Origin of the sequence: Rothia nasimurium (assembly GCF_014217215.1) — a bacterium.
GTDB lineage: Bacteria > Actinomycetota > Actinomycetes > Actinomycetales > Micrococcaceae > Rothia > Rothia avistercoris.
Genome location: NZ_CP056080.1, coordinates 195969 through 214983, shown reverse-complemented (window position 1 = coordinate 214983; position 19015 = coordinate 195969). Strand labels below are relative to the sequence as shown.

17 protein-coding genes are annotated in these 19015 nt (G+C 62.1%); 6 read left to right on the top strand and 11 right to left on the bottom strand.

All coding sequences use genetic code 11. The features are described from left to right. The first annotated feature begins 19 nt into the window (after window positions 1–19). Window positions 20–1108 (top strand): glutathione S-transferase family protein, encoded by a 1089-nt coding sequence (locus HWU94_RS01025; protein WP_185173927.1) that lies wholly within the window; start codon window positions 20–22, stop codon window positions 1106–1108. A gap of 47 nt (window positions 1109–1155) precedes the next feature. On the opposite strand, the gene HWU94_RS01020 is transcribed toward HWU94_RS01025, so the two are convergent. Beyond that, on the bottom strand, window positions 1156–3042 hold the full coding sequence (locus HWU94_RS01020; protein WP_185173926.1) for a hypothetical protein: 1887 nt from the start codon (window positions 3040–3042) through the stop codon (window positions 1156–1158). 2 nt (window positions 3043–3044) lie between these two features. Next, a complete protein-coding gene (locus tag HWU94_RS01015) occupies window positions 3045–3590 on the bottom strand; it encodes a hypothetical protein (RefSeq protein ID WP_185173925.1) in 546 nt (181 codons plus the stop codon). Window positions 3591–3856: 266 nt separating this feature from the next. Between HWU94_RS01015 and purB the strand changes: the two genes are divergently transcribed. After that, window positions 3857–5290 carry an adenylosuccinate lyase gene (gene purB, locus HWU94_RS01010; RefSeq protein WP_185173924.1) on the top strand — a complete coding sequence of 478 codons (1434 nt, stop codon included), beginning with the start codon at window positions 3857–3859 and terminating at the stop codon, window positions 5288–5290. Window positions 5291–5383: 93 nt separating this feature from the next. Beyond that, a complete protein-coding gene (locus HWU94_RS01005) occupies window positions 5384–6454 on the top strand; it encodes a hypothetical protein (RefSeq protein WP_185173923.1) in 1071 nt (356 codons plus the stop codon). A gap of 113 nt (window positions 6455–6567) precedes the next feature. Here the strand turns inward: HWU94_RS01005 and HWU94_RS01000 are convergent, their stop codons facing one another. Then, window positions 6568–7500 (bottom strand): neutral zinc metallopeptidase, encoded by a 933-nt coding sequence (locus HWU94_RS01000; RefSeq protein ID WP_185173922.1) that lies wholly within the window; start codon window positions 7498–7500, stop codon window positions 6568–6570. Between the two features lie 11 nt (window positions 7501–7511). Further along, window positions 7512–8309 (bottom strand): di- and tripeptidase, encoded by a 798-nt coding sequence (locus tag HWU94_RS00995; RefSeq protein ID WP_185173921.1) that lies wholly within the window; start codon window positions 8307–8309, stop codon window positions 7512–7514. 213 nt (window positions 8310–8522) lie between these two features. Between HWU94_RS00995 and HWU94_RS00990 the strand changes: the two genes are divergently transcribed. Continuing rightward, window positions 8523–9455, top strand: a complete 933-nt coding sequence (locus HWU94_RS00990; protein WP_221625852.1) for a DMT family transporter — start codon at window positions 8523–8525, stop codon at window positions 9453–9455. On the opposite strand, the gene HWU94_RS00985 is transcribed toward HWU94_RS00990, so the two are convergent. From HWU94_RS00985 to HWU94_RS00965, 5 genes are all read right to left on the bottom strand, one after another. Further along, on the bottom strand, window positions 9452–10261 hold the full coding sequence (locus HWU94_RS00985; RefSeq protein WP_185173920.1) for a spermidine synthase: 810 nt from the start codon (window positions 10259–10261) through the stop codon (window positions 9452–9454). The genes HWU94_RS00990 and HWU94_RS00985 overlap by 4 nt on opposite strands. 24 nt (window positions 10262–10285) lie before the next feature. Further along, a complete protein-coding gene (locus tag HWU94_RS00980; RefSeq protein ID WP_185173919.1) occupies window positions 10286–11218 on the bottom strand; it encodes a cation diffusion facilitator family transporter in 933 nt (310 codons plus the stop codon). An 11-nt stretch (window positions 11219–11229) separates the two neighbouring features. Next, window positions 11230–11547 carry an acylphosphatase gene (locus tag HWU94_RS00975; protein ID WP_185173918.1) on the bottom strand — a complete coding sequence of 106 codons (318 nt, stop codon included), beginning with the start codon at window positions 11545–11547 and terminating at the stop codon, window positions 11230–11232. A 16-nt stretch (window positions 11548–11563) separates the two neighbouring features. After that, window positions 11564–12379 carry a carbon-nitrogen hydrolase family protein gene (locus HWU94_RS00970; protein ID WP_185173917.1) on the bottom strand — a complete coding sequence of 272 codons (816 nt, stop codon included), beginning with the start codon at window positions 12377–12379 and terminating at the stop codon, window positions 11564–11566. Window positions 12380–12456: 77 nt separating this feature from the next. Continuing rightward, the gene (locus HWU94_RS00965; RefSeq protein WP_185173916.1) at window positions 12457–13128 is read right to left on the bottom strand and encodes a thioredoxin domain-containing protein; all 672 of its coding nucleotides are present in this window, start codon (window positions 13126–13128) and stop codon (window positions 12457–12459) included. A gap of 222 nt (window positions 13129–13350) precedes the next feature. On the opposite strand from HWU94_RS00965, the gene pta reads away from it, so the two are divergent. Next, complete coding sequence (gene pta / locus HWU94_RS00960) at window positions 13351–15462, top strand: phosphate acetyltransferase (RefSeq protein WP_185173915.1); 2112 nt, start codon at window positions 13351–13353, stop codon at window positions 15460–15462. Window positions 15463–15630: 168 nt separating this feature from the next. Further along, window positions 15631–16770, top strand: a complete 1140-nt coding sequence (locus tag HWU94_RS00955) for an acetate/propionate family kinase (protein WP_185173914.1) — start codon at window positions 15631–15633, stop codon at window positions 16768–16770. Between the two features lie 302 nt (window positions 16771–17072). On the opposite strand, the gene HWU94_RS00950 is transcribed toward HWU94_RS00955, so the two are convergent. Next, complete coding sequence (locus tag HWU94_RS00950) at window positions 17073–17744, bottom strand: transposase family protein (protein WP_185173913.1); 672 nt, start codon at window positions 17742–17744, stop codon at window positions 17073–17075. 28 nt (window positions 17745–17772) lie between these two features. Then, window positions 17773–18986 (bottom strand): IS3 family transposase gene (locus HWU94_RS00945; RefSeq protein WP_185172942.1). Its coding sequence is split into 2 segments (ribosomal slippage): window positions 17773–18707 and window positions 18707–18986, totalling 1215 coding nucleotides; the frame shifts between segments, so codons are not numbered across the junction. Window positions 18987–19015 lie beyond the last annotated feature (29 nt).

Below are 19015 nucleotides of genomic sequence, written 5' to 3'. Positions count from 1 at the left end.
TGTGTGAGAGGGTGGAAGCATGAGCACCACCGAACAGACAGAACACTCCACCCGCGGCTCCTACGTGCACGCCGGGGAAGAATACAACCGCGACACCACCTACATCGAAGACCGTATTGTTGCAGACCCCGCCGCTACTGCCCAGCTTGACCCCGACCACCAGCTCTGGCCGGTCAAGCCCGGCGCCTACCGCCTGGTAGCCGCCCGTGCCTGCCCCTGGGCTAACCGCACCCTGATTGTCCGCCGTCTGCTAGGTCTCGAAGATGCTCTCTCCGTTGGCCTACCCGGCCCCACCCACGATGCCCGCTCCTGGACCTTTGACCTCGATGAAGACGGCAAAGACCCGGTACTGGGCATTGAGCGCCTGCAGCAGGCCTACTTTGCCCGCTTCCCCGACTACCCCCGCGGCATTACCGTGCCCGCCATCGTCGATATTGAATCAGGTGGCGTTATCACCAATAACTTCCCGCAGATTACCGAGGACTTCTCGAAAGAGTGGAAGGCCTACCACCGCGAGGGAGCCCCTGACCTCTGGCCCGCTGAGCTCGAAGAGGAAATGCGGGCGGTGATGAAGCGTATCTACACCGAAATCAACAACGGGGTCTACCGCTGCGGTTTTGCCGGCTCCCAGGAGTCCTACGAGGCAGCCTACAACCGCCTCTGGGCGGCCCTAGACTGGGTTGAAGAGCGCCTGGCCACCCGCCGCTACCTCATGGGGGACCACATCACCGAAGCAGATGTGCGCCTCTTTACCACCCTGGTACGCTTTGACGCTGTCTACTACAGCCACTTCAAGTGCAACCGCCAGACCCTGGCCTCCATGCCCAATCTCTGGGGCTACGCCCGCGACCTCTTCCAGACCCCCGGGTTTGGCGATACCGTGGACTTCCAGCAGATTAAAGAACACTATTTTATTGTTCACGAGGACATCAACCCCACCGGCATCGTGCCCGCCGGCCCTGACCTGGCTGGCTGGCTCACCCCGCACGGGCGTGAGGCCCTGGGCGGCTCCCCCTTCGATGCGGATGCCGGCGCCACTGCCCCTGCCCCGGTACGGGAAGCCGAGCGGGTAACGTCCGGCCATAACCCCCTCTACCCGGCAGCCTAAGGGCCCGCCGCTTCGTCCGTCTCGTAGCCTGGCTCCGCCCCGGTACCTCACTCGGGCGGGGTCGAGCTGGCGGGCAAAAAGACTCTCACCCCCTCATCGATTGCTTCGTCGCTGATGAGGTCACCCACCCCAGCTAGGTTGGTCAGGTTGCGCACCTGCTGCTGGGCGGTGGGTTCATACACCCGGATACTGCTATCGGGCATGGGTGCAGGCGGCTGCTCCCCCACCGCTGGCAGGGTGATGATGGGGTTATAGAGCTGCACACCGCCAATTTCTACCTTGCGCAGCTGGGTATCGAGCCAGCGATCCCCCCTCTGTATCACCTCGGTATCTAAGGTGCGCAGGGCTGAGTCGGCATCCTGGTAGAGGTCAGAGGGGTTAATGCTGGAACTATTGATTAGGCGGTTGCCCAACCCTATTTTCTGAGCCCCCGCGTGCACAGCGTTACCAACTCCCGCTATAGCCATCTGTTCCTGTTCGGTGCGGGTGATATCGGGCTTCTGGGTCGTGCCGGCGGTAATCGTCGTTTTTACCACGCTGTAGCCGCCCATCAAACCCTGCAGCTCGGGTATGACCCGCTCCGTACCGGGGTTAGCACCCGCGATCTTCACGTAGTCCGCAGCCCCGTGAACCGATGCGTCTGCAGGTCTGTGCTGCATCACGGTAGACGCATCGGGCGCGTAGTCGGGGCGGTCGCCCTGAAGGTAGGGGACGGGGTCACCCTTATACCGGGTATCAACGTGGGTCACCGAGGCAGGTACCTTGATCTCGTCCACCGGACTGCCCTGGGTGATGAGCCCCTTGACCCGATAGCGGGAGCCGAAGGACGTATTGGCCGCGAGCGCACCGGCAGCTAGCCCGCCCTGGCTGAACCCGGCCAGAATCACGCCGCTGCCCTCAGCCGCTCCTGCCTGTTCCAGTGCTCGCTCTACCTGGGTCATCAGGGCTGTGTATTGGTTAGGGGTTAGGTCAGAGCCATACCCCGAGGCGGCACTCCCGGCGGTGCCAGCCCAGGTGTTTGTGCCCCCGCGCCAGGGTTGCAAGAAATCCTCACGCTCGCTGTCGCCGTCCGTACCGGGAATGGTGACCAGGTACTGGGTTTCACCGGTTTCTGGGTTGTAGAGGGTTTGAACCATGACGTGGTCCCAGGCGCCCTGGTAGTGGGCGGCTTCAAAGAGCTCATCGCCCCGGCTCTCTATGCCTTCCATACGCTGGAAGTGCTCGGCAATTCCGCGGGCGCTCAGGGGTAGCTCCTGGCCGTAGTGCGTGGGGTGTGAGCGAGGGATGCTCTTACCGGGGTCTAGGTTATCGACGCGCAGGCTGGGGCTGATGACGTCCGTCATGTCGCGGGTAGCCCGTAGGCGCCCGTTCGCACCCGTTACCTGCACCAGCTTGTTAAGCCCCTTAGTCGTATCCTGCATGATCTTACGCCCATCGGGAGTAGTGCGAGCCAGCAAGAAGGCGTCCTTAGCGTAGGTCACCGCCTGCGCTGCTCCCCGCTTAACAACCAGCATGAACTGGTCAACCCGGTAACCGAAGGCCGACTGCGTGCCACGCAGCACCGCCATGCCCAGGGTCTGAGCCTGGTTCGTCTGGGTAATAACCCGATTGGCGAAGTCCTCTGCCTGCCGGTAGTTCTCGGCGGCGCCCTGCACGCCCCGGGCTAGGCCCCGCATACCCGCCACCAGGGTGGTGAGCGTTAGGGTGCTGGTACCCAAGGACGCCAGGGCGCGGCTACCTGCCCCCGTCAGATCGAGGGAGGCCAAAAGAGCTACACGCGCAGTGAGACCACCCAGTTCCCGGCTCGCTTCTTCGTACCGCCCAGCCACGGCAGCAAGCTGGTGGGCTAGGGGCTCTAGCTCAGAGAATTCCACCGAGATACGGCTGCTCGAAGGCCCTGCCCCCGGGGCACCGGAGAGGTATGCTGCGACCACACCTACCACCCCTCTTCTGCCAAAGTAGCGCTCACACGGGCAAGCAGAGGGTTACCCATAGCCGAAGTAAGAGCCCCGTGCAGGGCAGGCAGGTTAGCCCGCTCGGCATGCACAATAAAGTCATCGAAGTCAATATCCTCCAGCACCGCCATACCCGCTAAGGCGGCATCAAAAGCAGCCCCGGCAGCACCGATAGCAGAAGCCACCAGCTCAAGCTCAGCAGCAACAGCCTCACCGGCCAACCGCACCTCCTGGGCACCGGCCTCCAACTCCCCCCGCAGAGCCCTAGCCGCACCCCCTTCTGCCTCCAAAGCCCCCTGAAAGGCCCGGCCAGCCACAGAATTCCACTGCACCTGCCCCGCAGCTAAAGCCTGCCCAGAGGCCTGCCCGACGGCGTCCGCCTGCCCCAAAACCTGCTGCGCCAACGCAGCAGACCACTCCCGCACCCGCTGAGCCAAACCCAGTGCACCCGCGGACGCACTCGCAGCTCCCTGACTCCCCAGGCCAACCCTGCCCGCTGCCGCAACAAGCTCATACACCGAAGGCATCGCTTTTCCTCCTCACTTCTTTCACGGGCGATTCCTTAGCCCACACCCTAAAAGCAGCACCCGGCAGGGCACCAGCGTCCGCCCGCCTGTGGATAACCCCCGCCTCGGCAGTCCGCGCACATCGCCCCACAATTGGTGCAGCCGTGACGCAAGATGACGCACCGAGTTCACACCCCTTGACGGCAGTCACCACCTACCCGTAAAAGCCCATCTCACACCCCCGCAAAAACGTGCGCCACCCCACCTAGCCGTGAGAAACTAGAGATATGTCTCATCGCGAAAACTGCACCACCCTGCCCTCTGGCCGTCACTCCCTCACCGGCGCGGGTCTTGCCCTCGGCGCCCTCGACGGACGCTACAAGGCCGCCACCGAACCCCTGGTTGATTACCTCTCAGAAGCCGCTCTCAACCGCGACCGCATCCACGTTGAGGTTGAATGGTTCATCTACCTCTGCGACCATCGGGTACTGCCCGGTCTTGAGCCCCTCACCGACGAGCAGCGCGCCGGCCTGCGCGCCATCGTCACCGACTTCACCGAAGAATCTGCCGCCGAGCTGGCAGAAATCGAAGCCGTCACCGTGCACGATGTGAAGGCCGTAGAATACTTCATCGCCCGCCGCCTCGAACCCCTGGGCCTGGGCCACCTCAAGCCCCTGGTCCACTTCGGCTGTACCAGTGAAGATATCAACAATCTCTCCTACGCCCTGGGTATCAAGGACGCCGTCACCAACGTCTGGCTGCCCGCCGCCCGCGGCCTGGTTGAGCAGATCATGAAGCTGGCCGAAGAAGCCCGCGACGTGCCCATGCTTTCTCGCACCCACGGCCAGCCCGCCACCCCCTCAACCCTGGGCAAGGAACTCGCTGTTTTCGCCTACCGCCTCAACCGCCAAATCAAGCACGTTGAAAACGCCGAATTCCTGGGCAAAATCAACGGCGCAACCGGCACCTACTCCGCCCACGTCGTCTCTGTTCCCACCGCCGACTGGCAGAAGATTTCAGAAGAATTCGTCACCGGCCTGGGCCTGGACTGGAACCCCCTGACCACCCAGATCGAAAACCACGACTGGCAGGCTGAGCTCTACTCCTCCATCGCCCACTTTAACCAGGTGCTGCACAACCTCTGCACCGACGTATGGAGCTACATCTCCATCCGCTTCTTCCGCCAGATTCCCGTTGCGGGCGCAACCGGTTCATCCACCATGCCCCACAAGGTCAACCCCATCCGCTTTGAGAACGCCGAGGCCAACCTCGAAATCTCCAACGCCCTGCTGAACACCCTGGGCTCAACCCTGGTGCAGTCCCGCTGGCAGCGCGACCTGACCGACTCATCCTCCCAGCGCAACATCGGTGTAGCCATCGGCCACTCCGTGCTGGCTATCTCTAACGTGGTCAAGGGGCTGGAGCGCCTGGATATCGCCACCGACGTCATCGCCCAAGACCTCGATGAGAACTGGGAAGTTCTGGCCGAGGCTATCCAGATGGTCATGCGCGCCGAGGCAATCGCCGGCGTCCCCGGCATGGAGGACCCCTACGAGCGCCTCAAGGAGTTGACCCGCGGCCACCGCGTTGATGCAGCCCGCCTCAAGGAGTTCGTCGCCGATCTCGGCCTCAGCAAGGACGCCGAAGCCCGGCTATCCGAGCTCACCCCGGCAACCTACATCGGCCTGGCTCCCTCTCTGCTAGAGCACGCCACCCGCTAAAGACTGACTCGCGCAGGTCACATAAGAAAACCCCGTCATACCTGGCGGGGTTTTCTACTCCCCCGAGAGGTTTTCACTTTTAAGATAGAAGGTATGACCGAGAACTCCCGCCCCGCAGACAGCTCGCCCGAGCAAACCCCGCTAGCCGTACGCCGCCTGCGCAAGCTCCGCACCCGCTACCCCGAAGCCACCCCCGCCGACCTAGCAGAGCGCCTAGGCGGAATCTTCGTACGCGACTTCACCCTGGTCGGGTCAGCCCAGGCAGGGGCACAGGAGCTGACCCCCAACGTCCTCGGCAGCGTCACCCGCAACCGCCGCGTCGCCGGGCTTACCCAAGCAGCTGCCCACCTGGGCGCGGTGCAGCAGGGCATGGCCACCTACAGCCGAGCCGCCAACAAGGGCATTAACACCACCGCCCACGTGGGCAGTGCCCAGGCCGTGAAAACCTACCTGCACGGCATGGCCCTGCTACACGGCCTACAGGCTGAAGGCAGCGACGAGGCCGCAACCGCTATCTTGGGGGCCGAGGTCAACGATATTCTCACCCAGATGCAGGAGGCTCCCCGCGGTGGTGGCACCACCCAGCAGATGAACATTCTGGGAGCCGTAGCCGCCATCGGCCTGCGCAACCCTCAGACCCTGCTGCTGGTCAAGGCAGGCGAACAGCTAGTCAAGGCAGGAGGTGCTGTTTTCGCCAGTCAGAAGATGCGCCGGGATTTTGCCCAGCAGCTGATTGCCCAGGTAGACCAGAACCTGGGGGCAGCACCCGACCAGCTACCTGCCAGTACCCTCACGGTCTTGAACAGCGGGCAGGATGCTGGCAGCCCGGTCGACGGGTCGGGGCAGGGTAGCGGGGGTTCGGCACCCGTCGATGATGACGCTGACCTGCTAGAACTTTCCGCCGAAGAGGTCAGTGCCATTGAAGCACCTGAGCCGGTAGCGCCTTCTGCCCTGGAAGAGCCCGAGCCGGTCGAGCCCTCCCAGATTGAGGCACCCGAGCCGGTGACGGCGTCCACCATTGAAGACCCGGCCCCGGTGGTGACCGAAACTCAGGTACGGCCCAGCACCGAAGCGGAACTGGCGGCAGCCGACGGGGCAACCGCCAAGGGTGCCCGTCTAGCTGCCCGCGCGTTCGTCCGCGCCCGTTCTCGTTTCAAGGGTTAAAAGAAGGGACCAGATTCCTCCTGTATACCGTGTGGACGTTAGGTACTTTGGGAGGAATCTGGTCCCTACTGTAGAGACAGGCATGTGCCCGCGAGCACCCCACCTGCTACTAGCTAGGAGTTGAAGGGCTGGGCACAGGCCGCCATGGTGCCCTCGGTGTAGCCCTTCGTAAACCAGCTGACGCGCTGTTCTGACGAGCCGTGGGTCCACAGGTCGGGGTTAACCTCTTGACCCGAAGAACGCTGAATCGCATCGTCACCGATGGCGCGGGCAGTATCGATCGCCTGCTGAATCTGGCTCTCGGTCAGAGGGTCGAGCAGGGCATTTTCTCCCTTGTCAGCCTGGGAAGCCCAGACACCGGCATAGCAGTCGGCCTGTACCTCAACCTGCACGGCGCCAGAGTCAGCGCCCGAGTCCTGGTAGTTGGAGTACTTCAGGGTGCCCATGGTCTGCTGAATGTGGTGGGCGAACTCGTGGGCGGTCACGTACATGACCGCGAAATCACCGTTGGAACCACCCATGGCCTTGAGCTGGTCAAAGAAGGGAACCGACATGTACACCGTCTGGTCAGCCGGGCAGTAGAAGGGACCGGTCTGCGAAATGTTGGCGGTACCGCAACCGGTAGACAGCTGCCCCTCACCCAGCACCAGGTCGGGTGCCGTGTACGAGACGCCGGCCTCAGCCGGGAGCTTCTCTTCCCACACCATATCGAGGCTCACGCCGGTTGCCAGAATACGGCAGTCGTCGTAGCGGTTGGCGTCCTCATAGGTCTGGCAGTGGTCAAAATTCCCGGCGCCAGTCACCTGGTCCTGCTGGGCCTCGGTGCCGTACATGGAGCTAGAACCCCCAGTCAGACCACCCAGGCCGCCTGATGCAAAAAGGAAGATAGCGCCAACAATCAGCACGCCGGGAAGACCGAACTTACGGGCCACACTGCTCATCAGCATCATCATGAGCGGGTTCGTGCCGCCACCGCCGGAGCGGCCGTTACCCCCAGAAGAGCCACGCTGGGAGTAGTTATTATTCAGGTTGTCGTTAAAACCCATGACGGTTCTCTTTACTTCTCAAGCTGCGCGGTCTCGCCCTGCGCACCCTCGGAGGTGCCGGCGTCCTGACCGCCCTCAAACTTGGGGGCGCGGTCAAGGTTCAGGGCATCGGGGAAAACAGCGGGCAGGGCACCGAAGGTCTGCTCGACCGACTTGACCACGTTCTTGCCCAGGGCCAGGTTGGCACCGCCACCCACCACAGCACCCACGCCGAAGGGCAGGGCGCGACCCAGCAGGGCTCCGGACTGGCGGGTCAAGAAACGCTTAATAAACATGTTGCGAATGGTGCGCTCGATGCTGAAGATTTTGCCGGAGTCCTTGGAGCCCATCATCATGCCCCACTTACGGGAGACACCGCCGGTCTTACCGGTGTGGGCCAGAATCGAGTTCATGAGCACAGAGCCGTCCTCACCCAGCATGATAGCCATGACCATGAGGCGGGACTTTTCGGGATCATCAACGTGCACGCCGTTCAGTTCAGCCATAGCCTGCGCGTAGATAGCGGTGCGTTCCAGGTAGCCGCCCACCGCCAGGGCAGACAGGCCGACGGACGCCGCAGTACCCAGACCGGGCACAAAAGCGGTTGCGCCCACGGCACCGCCACCGAGCGTCACATCGCGCAGGTAAGCCTTTTCGAGGCGCTTGGCAATCTGGTCGGGGGTCTCGTGGGGGTGCTTCTCACGCATCTTCTTGAGCATGGAAACAATCAGGGGGCGCTGAACCTTCAGCACAGTATCTACGGTGCGGGTAACCGCGGGCTTGGGCTGACCGTTAGCGTCAAAAGCGCTAGATGCGTTGAAGTTGAACATAGCTTTTAGTTTACCGGCAAACAACCCTAAACACAGCGTACTTGCTATCGTGTATGCCCTGGGCATGACAGGTTACGCAGCACCTCTAGGTGACAATTGTGGCACCGGCCGCCACGTGTGTGAGCGACACCGTAACATTTGGCGGTCAGCGACACCGCTACAGCAGGTAGCCACCTACACTGTTTGCAGTACCCCTCGCGAAAGAAGGCACCTGTGCAGGCAGTTCGTTCCCGTTTCACCGGCTCCGATAAGACCACCGGCGTGCTTCTCGTGATCGGCTCCTGTATCTCTCTACAGATTGGCGCGGCTTTTGCGGTGCAGCTCTTTCCCCAGCTGGGCGCCTGGGGCGTCACCAACCTGCGGCTAGGGGTAGCTGCCCTGGTCATCTGTGCTCTTACCCGGCCCCGTTTCTGGGCCTGGAACCTGCCCCAGTGGATTGCCGTCGCCCTACTCGGGGCGTCTTTTGCCTTCATGAACGGGGCCTTCTACCACGCCATCGAGTTGCTGCCGCTGGGGCTGGCGGTATCTGTAGAATTCATCGGTCCGCTCGTGCTCGCAGCGGTGCTCTCCCGCCGCCTCATTGACGGTCTCTGGATCGGGCTAGCCACCATCGGCATGGCCCTCATCGGAGTTGAAAAAGCCTTCGGGGCCGAGCATATCTCCACCCTGGGCTTGGCCTTTGCACTAGTCGCAGGCTTTTTCTGGGCCTGCTATATTCTGGCGAGCTCCCGCGTGGGCAGGCTCATCGACGGGGCTGGCGGCCTGGGCGCCGCCCTGGTCATCGCCACACTCATCACACTGCCCTTTGGCGGGGTCGGTGCCGCTCAGGCCTTTGCCGACCCCGGCGTCCTTGCCCTGGCGGTGGGTACGGGTCTGTTGGCGTCCGTTGTGCCCTACACCTTCGAGCTGGCGGCCCTGCGCCGCCTGCCCAACAATGTCTTCTCTATTCTGCTCAGCCTGGAACCCGGCATCGCGGCTATCGGCGGCTGGCTGTTGCTCTCCCAAGACACCGGGGCCCTGCGCTGGACGGCAATTCTACTGCTGACGGTAGCCTCCATGGGCATCACCGTCACATCACGCCCTCAGCGGGCAGCGGGCGAGCCCGCTCCCGTCACCAGCACTATCGCTCAGGTAGACGCGCCCTAGCCCAGTTTCCCCAGGAGCTCCACCAGCTCGTCAGTGCCCAGGGCGGACGCCGGGTGCGGCCCGGCGCCGACCAGGCGGGTGGCGGCGTCCTGGGTGAGCGCCACGTGCGAGCCCACCAGAATGAGGTTGCCCGCGTGGCGTCCGCTCAGCATGGTGGTGTCGGCCAGGCACCAGACATGCTCAAAGACATCGAGTAGGGTGCGGGCCTGGGCAACGAAGAAGCTCAGCCCGGCGTCGTCCCCCACGTTCACAGCCAAGAGCCCGCCCGCGCTATCGCCGCTTGCCGGAGCCAGGGAATCGCGCAGGTCGGTGTAAAACTCAGCGGTGGTCAGGTGGGGCGGGGCCTCCCAGCCCGAGAAAATATCGAGGACGACCAGGTCAAGACCACCGGCGGCGCCCAGCTCCGCTTTCAGGCTGGGAGCGGCAGCGGCAGCGTCCTCAATCAGAATCTGGCAGTTGGTCCCCGCGGGCAGGGGCAGCTGCTCTATCACGAAACCGGGTAGCTCCCGCTCAATATCGACGGCCAGCTGGGCAGAACCGGGGCGGGTGGCCTGAATGTAGCGCACCAGGGTTAGCGCCCCAGCCCCCAGGTGGGCGGCGGTTATCGGTTCACCCGGCACCCCCTGAAGGTCAACCAGGTTGCCGATGCGGCGCAGGTACTCATAGAAGATGAAGTCGGGGTGGGCTAGATCCACGTGGGACTGCTCGGCCCCACCGATTTCAAGAATACGGCCGGTCTCAGAGAAGCCGTCGGGGGCAACAGAGGCGCTCAGGCCAGAGAAAGACAGCTGAATAGTGCGTGACATGCTCTCTAGCCTAGTGCCTGTTACCTAGTGCAGGTGGCGCAGGTCTTCATCGGCGGCCAGGGAACGAGGCTCCATCTGGAAGGTGGAGTGCTTAATAGAGACCTCAAAATGCTCGGCCACACAGCTTTGCAGGTTCTTGAGAATCTCAACCGAGTGACCGGTGGTGAAGCACTCATCATCCAGCACGATGTGGGCGGTGAGCACGGGCAGGTCGGAGGAAATCTGGGTGGCGTGCAAATCGTGCACGGCAACCACGTGGGGCTGGCCTTCGAGGTGGCGGCGTACCTCGTCGAGGTCAAGCCCACGCGGGGTTGATTCCAGCAGCACCGAGGCGGTTTCGCGGAAGAGCTTGACGGTGCGCGGGATAATCAGCAGACCGATGAGCACAGCCACCAGGGCGTCGGCCTGGTAGAAGCCGGTACGCCAGATAATGAGGGCCGAGATAATGACCGCCACCGACCCCAGGGCGTCGTTGAGCACTTCCAAGAAGGCGGCCCGCATGTTGAAGTTGGTGCGGTCGCCGCCCACCAGTACCGCAATCATCACAATGTTGCCCACCAGGCCAATGACGCCGAAAATCAGCACTTCGCGACCCGGTATGGGGGCGGGTTCCAGCAGGCGCTGCACCGCCTCGTAGAGCACAAAGAGCCCTACCCCGAGCAGCACGGCGGCCTGGAACATGGCTGAGAGCACCTCAACCCGGCGGAACCCCCAGGTGTGGCGCGAGGACGCCGGCAGGCGGGCCAGGCGCGCGGCGGCCAGGGCAACGCTGACCCCCAGGGCATCGGTGAAGACGTGGACCGTGTCAAAGAGCAGGGCCAGGGAACCAGTCAGCCAGGCTCCAACCAGCTGGAAGGCAACCAGTGACCAGGCAATAACCACCACGATGATGAGGCGGCGCTCGTTAGCCCCGCCGCCGTGGGCATGGCTGTGGGAGTGGCCGTGCGAGTGGCCCATGGTGTGCCCTTCTAGTAGATGCCGAACCCCTTATAGGAGCCAACCGGCTGGGTGATGTCAGAGTCAACATGATTAACCCTACCAGCGGTATCGCCGCCGGTCAGTTCGGCAAGGAGCTGCTCACAGGCGTCCGCACTGCCCTGGGCAACAATCTCAACCGACCCATCGTCCATATTTTTGGCGTAGCCCACCAGCCCCAGGGGCTTAGCGATACCAGCTACCCACCAGCGGAAACCCACACCCTGCACGTGCCCGTAGGCAGTGGCCATCAGCTGGGCCTCGGCCGGTTCGGCGGGGGCTTTATCGGTGAAGATATCAAAGAAACCCATGTCAGGTGCTCTTTCTCTAGTAGTCCAGCTTGGCGTTGCGTAGCACGGGCAGGGCGGAGCGGGCGCGGTCTACCTCAGAGAGGTCAAGGTCAACCACCAGAATTTCGGGGGCTTCACCCGCCTCAGCCAGGGTCACGCCGAAGGGAGAAACCGCCCGGGAATAGCCCACACCGGTTGGCTGGGTGATATCTGCCCGCGGGTCAGCGCTCGTGGGGGAAGCCTGGTCAACAGCCAGCACAAACATGTTGGAATCCAGGGCGCGAGCGCTGGTCAGAATCTGCCACTGGCCCACCTTGCCCTCTCCCCCAGCCCAGGACGCCGCCACCACCGTCGCCTTCGCCCCGGCGCGGGAGTAGTCGGCAAAGAGCTTGGGGAAGCGCACGTCGTAGCAGGTAGCCAGACCAATTTTGGTGCCGTCCACGGTGACGGTCACCAGCTGCTCACCGGCCTTGACCCCCTCAGACTCTTGAAACCCAAAAGCGTCGTAGAGGTGCATCTTGGTGTAGACAGTCTCTGCCCCGTTCTGGTCAAAGCAGTAGAGGTTGTTGTAGACCCGCAGGTTCCATTCGTCAGCTAGCTGCACCGGGGCGAAGCCGCCCGCCACCACGGTCACGTAGTTCTCGCGCGCGATGTTAGCGAGGGCGGTGCGGAAGGTCAGCTCGTGCTGGGCCGCATCGTCATACAGCCGCCCGCCAAAGCTGAGCATGGCCGCCTCAGGGAAGACCACCAGGCGGGCACCGCGCTCCGCCGCGAGCGCCGTGTATTCCCGAATCGTCTCGATGTTGCGGGCAACGTCTTTGGTACTGAGCATCTGGGCGAGAGCTATCTTCATACCTTCAACTCTAGAGGGTGCAGCTGACGGTGACCAGGCGTCCGCCCACTGAAGGTTTCGATTACCTACACGGCTCGCTAAAGACCGGCCGCCTGCTTGAAGGCCGCCACCATGTCGGCGGTGCTGGTTGCGGAGTCAACGTTCTCAAGTTTGGTGCCCTCCACAACGAAGCTGGGGGTGCCCTTCACACCTGCGGCGACGCCGTCCTGATACTCCTGCTCAATCAGGGCAAGAGCCTCTTCGCTTGTCAGGTCAGACTCGAAGCGGGCACGGTCCAGGCCCAGCGCCTCGGCGTAGTCACCCATGAGGGTGGCGAACTGGGCGGTATCGGTGATTTCCTTCCAGTCAGCCTGGTGGGTGTAGAGGTGATCAGACATCGCCACATAGGCACCCTGGGCCTCAGCAGCCTGCACGGCCTGGGCAGCGGGCACTGCGTTGGCGTGCATCGACAGCGGGAAGTGGCGCACCGTCACGTTCATGGTGCCCTCTAACTCGGCAGCGGCCTCACGGTACTTGGGGTCAGCCTTAGCGCAGTAGGGGCACTGCAGATCGGTGTAGAGGGTCACCGTGGGGGCGCCGTCGGTCACCGCGTTGAGCTGGTAACCGGCATCGGTGCGGACGCCCGCTGCAGCTTCCCCGCTTGCGGCGGCAGAAGCGCTACCGGCGGTATCGCTAGAACCACCACAGGCCACCAGACCTACAACCGGAAGAAGGCTCACCAGGGCACGACGGGTTAGCTTCACAGACATAAGACTCTCCTCAAAAAATACTGCTTCTCCCAGCCTAACCACCCACCCGCGCGCACCGCGGGCACACACTGTCAGCAAGCGTCCGCACCCCATGAGATACCACACAAACACACGCCGCGCCGCCCCTAAAGCCCACCCAAAGGAATAAACTCAGAAGTAAACATACGGTAGCCCCACAGCCACCGTAACCCACAAAACACAGCCACAAGGATGTAGACCCAGATGACCAACGGCATGTACATTTCCGCGATGAACCAGGGCTCCGGCAAGTCCCTCATCGCCATCGGCCTGCTTGACTCCCTGCTCAAAGAAACCGACCGCGTCGGCTTCTTCCGCCCCGTCTTCAGCGGCGAAATCGAAGCCCAGGATCCGCTAATCCGTCTGCTCCGCACCAAATACAACCTCAGCGACGACCAGGCCCGCGGCGGCGTCTCCCTCGAACGCTGCCGCGAACTGCTCGCCTCCGGCGACCACGAAGAGATGTCGTCCATCGCCGTCTCCGTCTACTCCGAGATGGCCAAGCACTGCGACGCCATCATCGTCGACGGCACCGACATGCTCTCCCACAACGCAGCCACCGTCGAATTCGACCTCAACGCCCAGTTCGCCAAAGACCTCGGCACCCCCGTCATCGCCGTCGTCGGCGCCCAAGAATCCACCGTCTCAGACGTCATCAACGCCGTCGACGTAGCCCGCACCGAACTCCACGGCGCCAAGGTCGACGTCCTCGCCGTCATAGTCAACCGCGCCCGCCCCGAACTGCGCGAAGAAATCCTCAAGAACGTCAAGCGCGGCCCCTCAAACCGCCCCGTCTACGTCCTACCCGAACTCCCCGAAATCTCACTCCCCACCGTCGCCGAAGTCGTCTACAACCTCGGCCTAGACCACGAGGGCATGAGCCAGGACTTCCTCGACCGCGACATCCACGACATCAAAATCGCGGCCATGACCGTCTCCAACTTCCTCTCCCAGTTCACCGACGGCGACTTCGTCATCGTCCCCGGCGACCGAACCGACATCATGGTCGCAACCCTCGCGTCCGCCCTCTCCCCCACCTTCCCCGCCCCCTCAGGCCTACTCCTCACCGGCGGCCTCGCAGCAGAACTCAAGGGCGACACCGCCATCGGCCAGCTCGTCGAAAAGGCACCCTTCCCCGTCTTCTCCACCCAGCTCGACACCTTCAAAGCCGGCCGCGCCGTCTCCATGGTGCGCGGCCAGCTCGCCCTCGGCCAGCCCCGCAAAATCGCAACCGCCCTCGGCGAATGGTTCCGCAACGTCGACGAAAAGGAACTCTTCGAGCGCCTCGAACTCGAACGCCCCGTAACCATGACCCCCCTGCGCTTCCTGCACAACCTCATCGAAAAGGCCCGCAGCGACCGCCGCTCCATCGTCCTACCCGAAGGCTACGACCCCCGCATCCTGCGCGCCGCATCCATCATCGTCCGCCGCGACTTCTGCGACCTCACCCTCATCGGCAACCCCGAAAAAATCGCAGAAATCTGCCAGCGCGAATCCATCGATCTGCCCATCGCAGAAGACGGCAAGCGCGGCGTCACCATCATCGACCTCGACAACAACGAATACACCGACGACTTCGCCGCCACCTACGCCGAACTGCGCGCCCACAAGGGCATGACCCTCGAAGGCGCCCAGAACCGCATGATGGACCCCTCCTACTTCGGCACCATGCTCGTACACAAGGGCATCGTCGACGGCATGGTCTCCGGCGCCGTAAACACCACCGCCAACACCATCCGCCCCTCCCTTGAATTCATCAAAACCCGCGAAGGCGTCAAAGTCGTCTCATCCGTCTTCCTCATGCTCATGGAAGACCGCGTGCTCGTCTTCGGCGACTGCGCAGTGAACCCCAACCCCAACTCCGAGCAGCTCGCCGACATCGCCAAGGCCTCAGCAGAGACCGCCCGCCAGTTCGGCGTTGACCCCAAGGTCGCCATGCTCTCCTACTCCACCGGCACCTCCGGCTCCGGCGCCGACGTCGACATCGTCATCGAAGCCACCGAAAAACTGCGCGAATCCAACCCCGACTTCGCCTTCGAAGGCCCCATCCAGTTCGACGCCGCCTCCAACATGTCCATCGCCTCCTCCAAGCTCCCCGGCTCAGAGGTCGCAGGCCAGGCAACCGTGTTCATCTTCCCCGACCTGAACACCGGCAACAACACCTACAAGGCTGTGCAGCAGACCTCCGGCGCTGTAGCCGTCGGCCCCGTCCTGCAGGGCCTCCGCAAGCCCGTCAACGACCTCTCCCGCGGCGCTACCGTCGATGACATCATCAACACCGTAGCTATCACCGCGATCCAGGCCCAGACCCTGTAATAGGACGCGGACGCGCGGACGGTCAGCCGGACGCGCGGGGTTGGGTTGGCGGAACCGGGTACATCCCCTCCGCCGCGAAACCTAGGGGCACAGCGGACTCCCCTGCGCCCTAGGCGCGGGCGTCCGTGCCCCACCTCACTCACTAAGCAACTAAAGGAAAACACTTTCATGCTCGTACTCGTTATTAACTGCGGCTCCTCATCTGTGAAGTACCAGGTACGTGACACCACCGCTACCGGCGAAGAGAACCAGGTCATCGCTAAGGGCCTGGTCGAGAACATCGGCTCCGCCGAGATTCCCACCCACACCGAAGCCCTCGACATCATGGCTAAGGCTCTGGAAGAACCCCTGCACGGCAAGACCATCGACGCTATCGGCCACCGCATCGTTCAGGGCGGCGATATCTTCTCAGAGCCCGTTCTGGTCACCGACGACGTCATCGCCAAGATTGACGAGCTCTCCCCCCTAGCCCCCCTGCATAACCCCGCCCACGTCCTCGGCCTGAAAGCTGCCCAGGAAACCTACCCCGGCGTCCCCATGGTTGCCGTATTCGACACCGCCTTCCACGGCACCATGCCCGAGCACGTCTACCGCTACGCTGTGCCCGAAGAACTGGTTGAGAAGTACGGCGTGCGCCGCTACGGCTTCCACGGCACTAGCCACGACTACGTCACCGGCATTGCCGCTGACTTCCTGGGCCTGGACCGCTCCGACTTTAACGGCGTGATCGCCCACCTGGGTAATGGCGCCTCCATCACCGCCGTCCAGGGCGGCAAGTGCCTCGATACCTCCATGGGCTACACCCCCCTGGCTGGCCTGGTCATGGGTACCCGCTCCGGCGACATCGACCCCTCCGTGCTGACCTCCATCATGATGCGCGACCCCGAAATGACCCCCGCCAAGATGGACTCCCTGCTGAACAAGGAGTCCGGCCTGCTCGCTATCGCTGGCAACAACGACATGCGTGCTGTGGTTGAGGCTATGGAAGCTGGGGACGAGCGCGCCAAGCTAGCCCTGGACATGACCTCCTACCGCCTGGCTAAGTACATTGGCGCCTACCATGTAGCTGTTGGTGGCGCTAAGGCCCTGGTCTTCACCGCAGGTATTGGTGAGAACTCCCACCAGTTCCGCCAGCTGACTGTTGAGCGCCTGGGCGCCCTGGGCATCAAGCTGGACGCCGAAGCCAACAAGGTACGCGGCGACGAGCCCCGCATCATCTCCACCGAGGACTCAGCTATCCCCGTGCTGGTCGTTCCCACCAACGAGGAAAAGGCTATCGCTGAAGCTACCGAGGCCCTGGTTGCCTAAGTTTTAGGGCCTCACCGCTGATAGGGCGGGGTTTCTTTCGAACTACGGTTCTTGACTGTGTTTCGAAGGAAGCCCCGCTTTTCGTTGCTGGTCAGGTAGCAAGACCCACCGGGCTAGGAGCCCCCAAGGAAATCCTTGAAAAATCTATCAACTTTTTTCAGATAACTTCTTGACCAAATCCTCACCTTGGCATTAATGTCAGAAGCACAAGAACTCCACTCTTGATCCCCAAGTCTCAGCCAAAGGTGGCTGACCAAGCACTCAAGGAGCATCCCATGAGCATCTTCTCCACACCTAGAGGCTTATTCAAAAGTCCCACCCCCAGCCAAAAACACCAACCCCCGCACCACCGCAAACACCCGCCCATACAACCCCAACGGCCGCCTAAACCCCGTATGAAGAATCCGCCAAGTCTTGATGTGAGCGATAACCCGCTCCACCACCGACCGTAGCCGATTCAGCACCCGATTATTCAGCTTCTGCTCCCGGCTCAGCCGTTGGCCCGGCTTACGCCTGGCCGGGGTAGCCAACCCCAGACCCACATAGCCCTTATCAGCCAGAGTCGAGGAATCCAGCAGCTGATCTAGCCCGTGAACCTTGAAGGCATATGCATCATGCCTAGCCCCAGGCAACGGGTCAGTGATGGCTAGGAGTCTGCCATCGAGGGTGCAGATGACTTGGTGGTTGAATCCGGCTCGTTTGTGCTTTCCAGAGAAATTTGTTTTACCAAGTGAACGCCAATTCCACGTGGGTATCAGGGGCCCATCGATGACCAAAGATCCTGGTACTTTGAGGCTTTCTTTCAAAGGCTGAATCAGCGGAGTGAGAATCTTCTCCAGGGCCTTTTCGATGGTGTTGATAGCTCGTGAGACTGTCGATTGAGAGACAGCAAAAAGTTCTGCGAGGAGTTCTTCGGTGAGGTTGTGGCGGTGGTAGAGCAGGGTGATTTTGAGGGCTTGGGTGAGGGTTAGCACTGATATGTACTGGCTTTAGTTCCTACCATCATACGAGACTCACAACACCATCCACCACCTCCTGCGGAGTCCGATAACCAAGGGACGAATGCAACCGCTGCTCATTCCACCAACACACCCAACCCGCCGTCTCAACCTCCAACTGAGCAACAGACTCAAAGAACCGGCCACGCACAAGCTCTGCCTTATACGCACCGTTAACCGACTCAGCCAAAGCATTATCGTACGAATCGCCCCTTGACCCAACTGACAGTTGCACACCCAGGCCCCGAAGCTCACGCGTGTAATCCTCAGCCACGTACTGGGCCCCACGGTCAGAATGATGCACAATCTCAGTCAAAACAGACCCACACTTACGAGCATCGAAAAGAGCCTGCTTCAAAGCCGTCAAAGGCATCCCGAGTGTATGCATGGTTGAGGAAACACCCCAACCGACAATCTTCCGGCTGAAGACATCAGTGATGAAAGCGGTATAGCAGAAGCCGCTGGTGGTACGAACATAGGTGAAATCTGCTACCCACAGGCGATGTGGGGCATCAGAGGTGAACTGGCGGTTGACGAGGTCAGGGCGGTTATCAGGAGCCTTGGTAGCCCTGGTAGTCACCGGTTTACGACCCCGGTGTACCCCCTGGATACCAGCAGCACGCATGAGCCGGTAGGTCTGATCCCGGCCGATAGCCCAGCCTGCTCGTCTCATGGCTTGCCACATCTTGCGCACCCCGTAGACTCCGTAGTTTTCCTGGTGGATTCTCAGAAGCTCGGGGATCAGCAACTGGTCACTGAGTGTTCTAGCTGCTGGCACGCGGGCTTTTGCTGCTCGGTAGCCACGTGAGGTGATGAATCCACCGTCTAGATGCTCAGCGAGAGTCCGGCAAATCGGCTCGACCCCGAAGAGATCCTTATGGGTATCAATGAAACGGATCATCATCGGGCCGGACGGTCGAGCTCGGCTGCGAAAAAAGCCGAAGCGGCTTTCAGGATTTCGTTGGCTCTGCGTAGTTCAGCAATTTCTTTGCGAAGTCTTCGGTTTTCTGCTGCCATATCGCTGGTGGGCCCGGGGGTTTCTCCTTGGTCGATGGCGGCTTGTTTGTGCCATTTTCGTAGGGTTTCGGGGCCGATGCCGAGGCGTTCTCCAATGTTTCGGCAGGCGGTGTAGATGCCTGTGTTGGGGTTGTTTTCCAGGTGGTCGGTCAGTAGGCGTAGGGCTCGTGTTTTGAGTTCGGCGGGGTATTTGGTGGGCATGGGTGAAGGTTCCTTTGCTCTTTTTGTTT

What these genes read in the sequence shown, in the direction of transcription:
- pta (WP_185173915.1), top strand. Translation starts at nt 13,351, where the DNA reads ATGACCAACGGCATGTACATTTCCGCGATGAACCAGGGCTCCGGCAAG.
- HWU94_RS01000 (WP_185173922.1), bottom strand. Translation starts at nt 7,500, where the DNA reads ATGGGTTTTAACGACAACCTGAATAATAACTACTCCCAGCGTGGCTCT.
- HWU94_RS00955 (WP_185173914.1), top strand. Translation starts at nt 15,631, where the DNA reads ATGCTCGTACTCGTTATTAACTGCGGCTCCTCATCTGTGAAGTACCAG.
- HWU94_RS00995 (WP_185173921.1), bottom strand. Translation starts at nt 8,309, where the DNA reads ATGTTCAACTTCAACGCATCTAGCGCTTTTGACGCTAACGGTCAGCCC.
- purB (WP_185173924.1), top strand. Translation starts at nt 3,857, where the DNA reads ATGTCTCATCGCGAAAACTGCACCACCCTGCCCTCTGGCCGTCACTCC.
- HWU94_RS01005 (WP_185173923.1), top strand. Translation starts at nt 5,384, where the DNA reads ATGACCGAGAACTCCCGCCCCGCAGACAGCTCGCCCGAGCAAACCCCG.
- HWU94_RS00970 (WP_185173917.1), bottom strand. Translation starts at nt 12,379, where the DNA reads ATGAAGATAGCTCTCGCCCAGATGCTCAGTACCAAAGACGTTGCCCGC.
- HWU94_RS01025 (WP_185173927.1), top strand. Translation starts at nt 20, where the DNA reads ATGAGCACCACCGAACAGACAGAACACTCCACCCGCGGCTCCTACGTG.
- HWU94_RS00980 (WP_185173919.1), bottom strand. Translation starts at nt 11,218, where the DNA reads ATGGGCCACTCGCACGGCCACTCCCACAGCCATGCCCACGGCGGCGGG.
- HWU94_RS00965 (WP_185173916.1), bottom strand. Translation starts at nt 13,128, where the DNA reads ATGTCTGTGAAGCTAACCCGTCGTGCCCTGGTGAGCCTTCTTCCGGTT.
- HWU94_RS01015 (WP_185173925.1), bottom strand. Translation starts at nt 3,590, where the DNA reads ATGCCTTCGGTGTATGAGCTTGTTGCGGCAGCGGGCAGGGTTGGCCTG.
- HWU94_RS00985 (WP_185173920.1), bottom strand. Translation starts at nt 10,261, where the DNA reads ATGTCACGCACTATTCAGCTGTCTTTCTCTGGCCTGAGCGCCTCTGTT.
- HWU94_RS00975 (WP_185173918.1), bottom strand. Translation starts at nt 11,547, where the DNA reads ATGGGTTTCTTTGATATCTTCACCGATAAAGCCCCCGCCGAACCGGCC.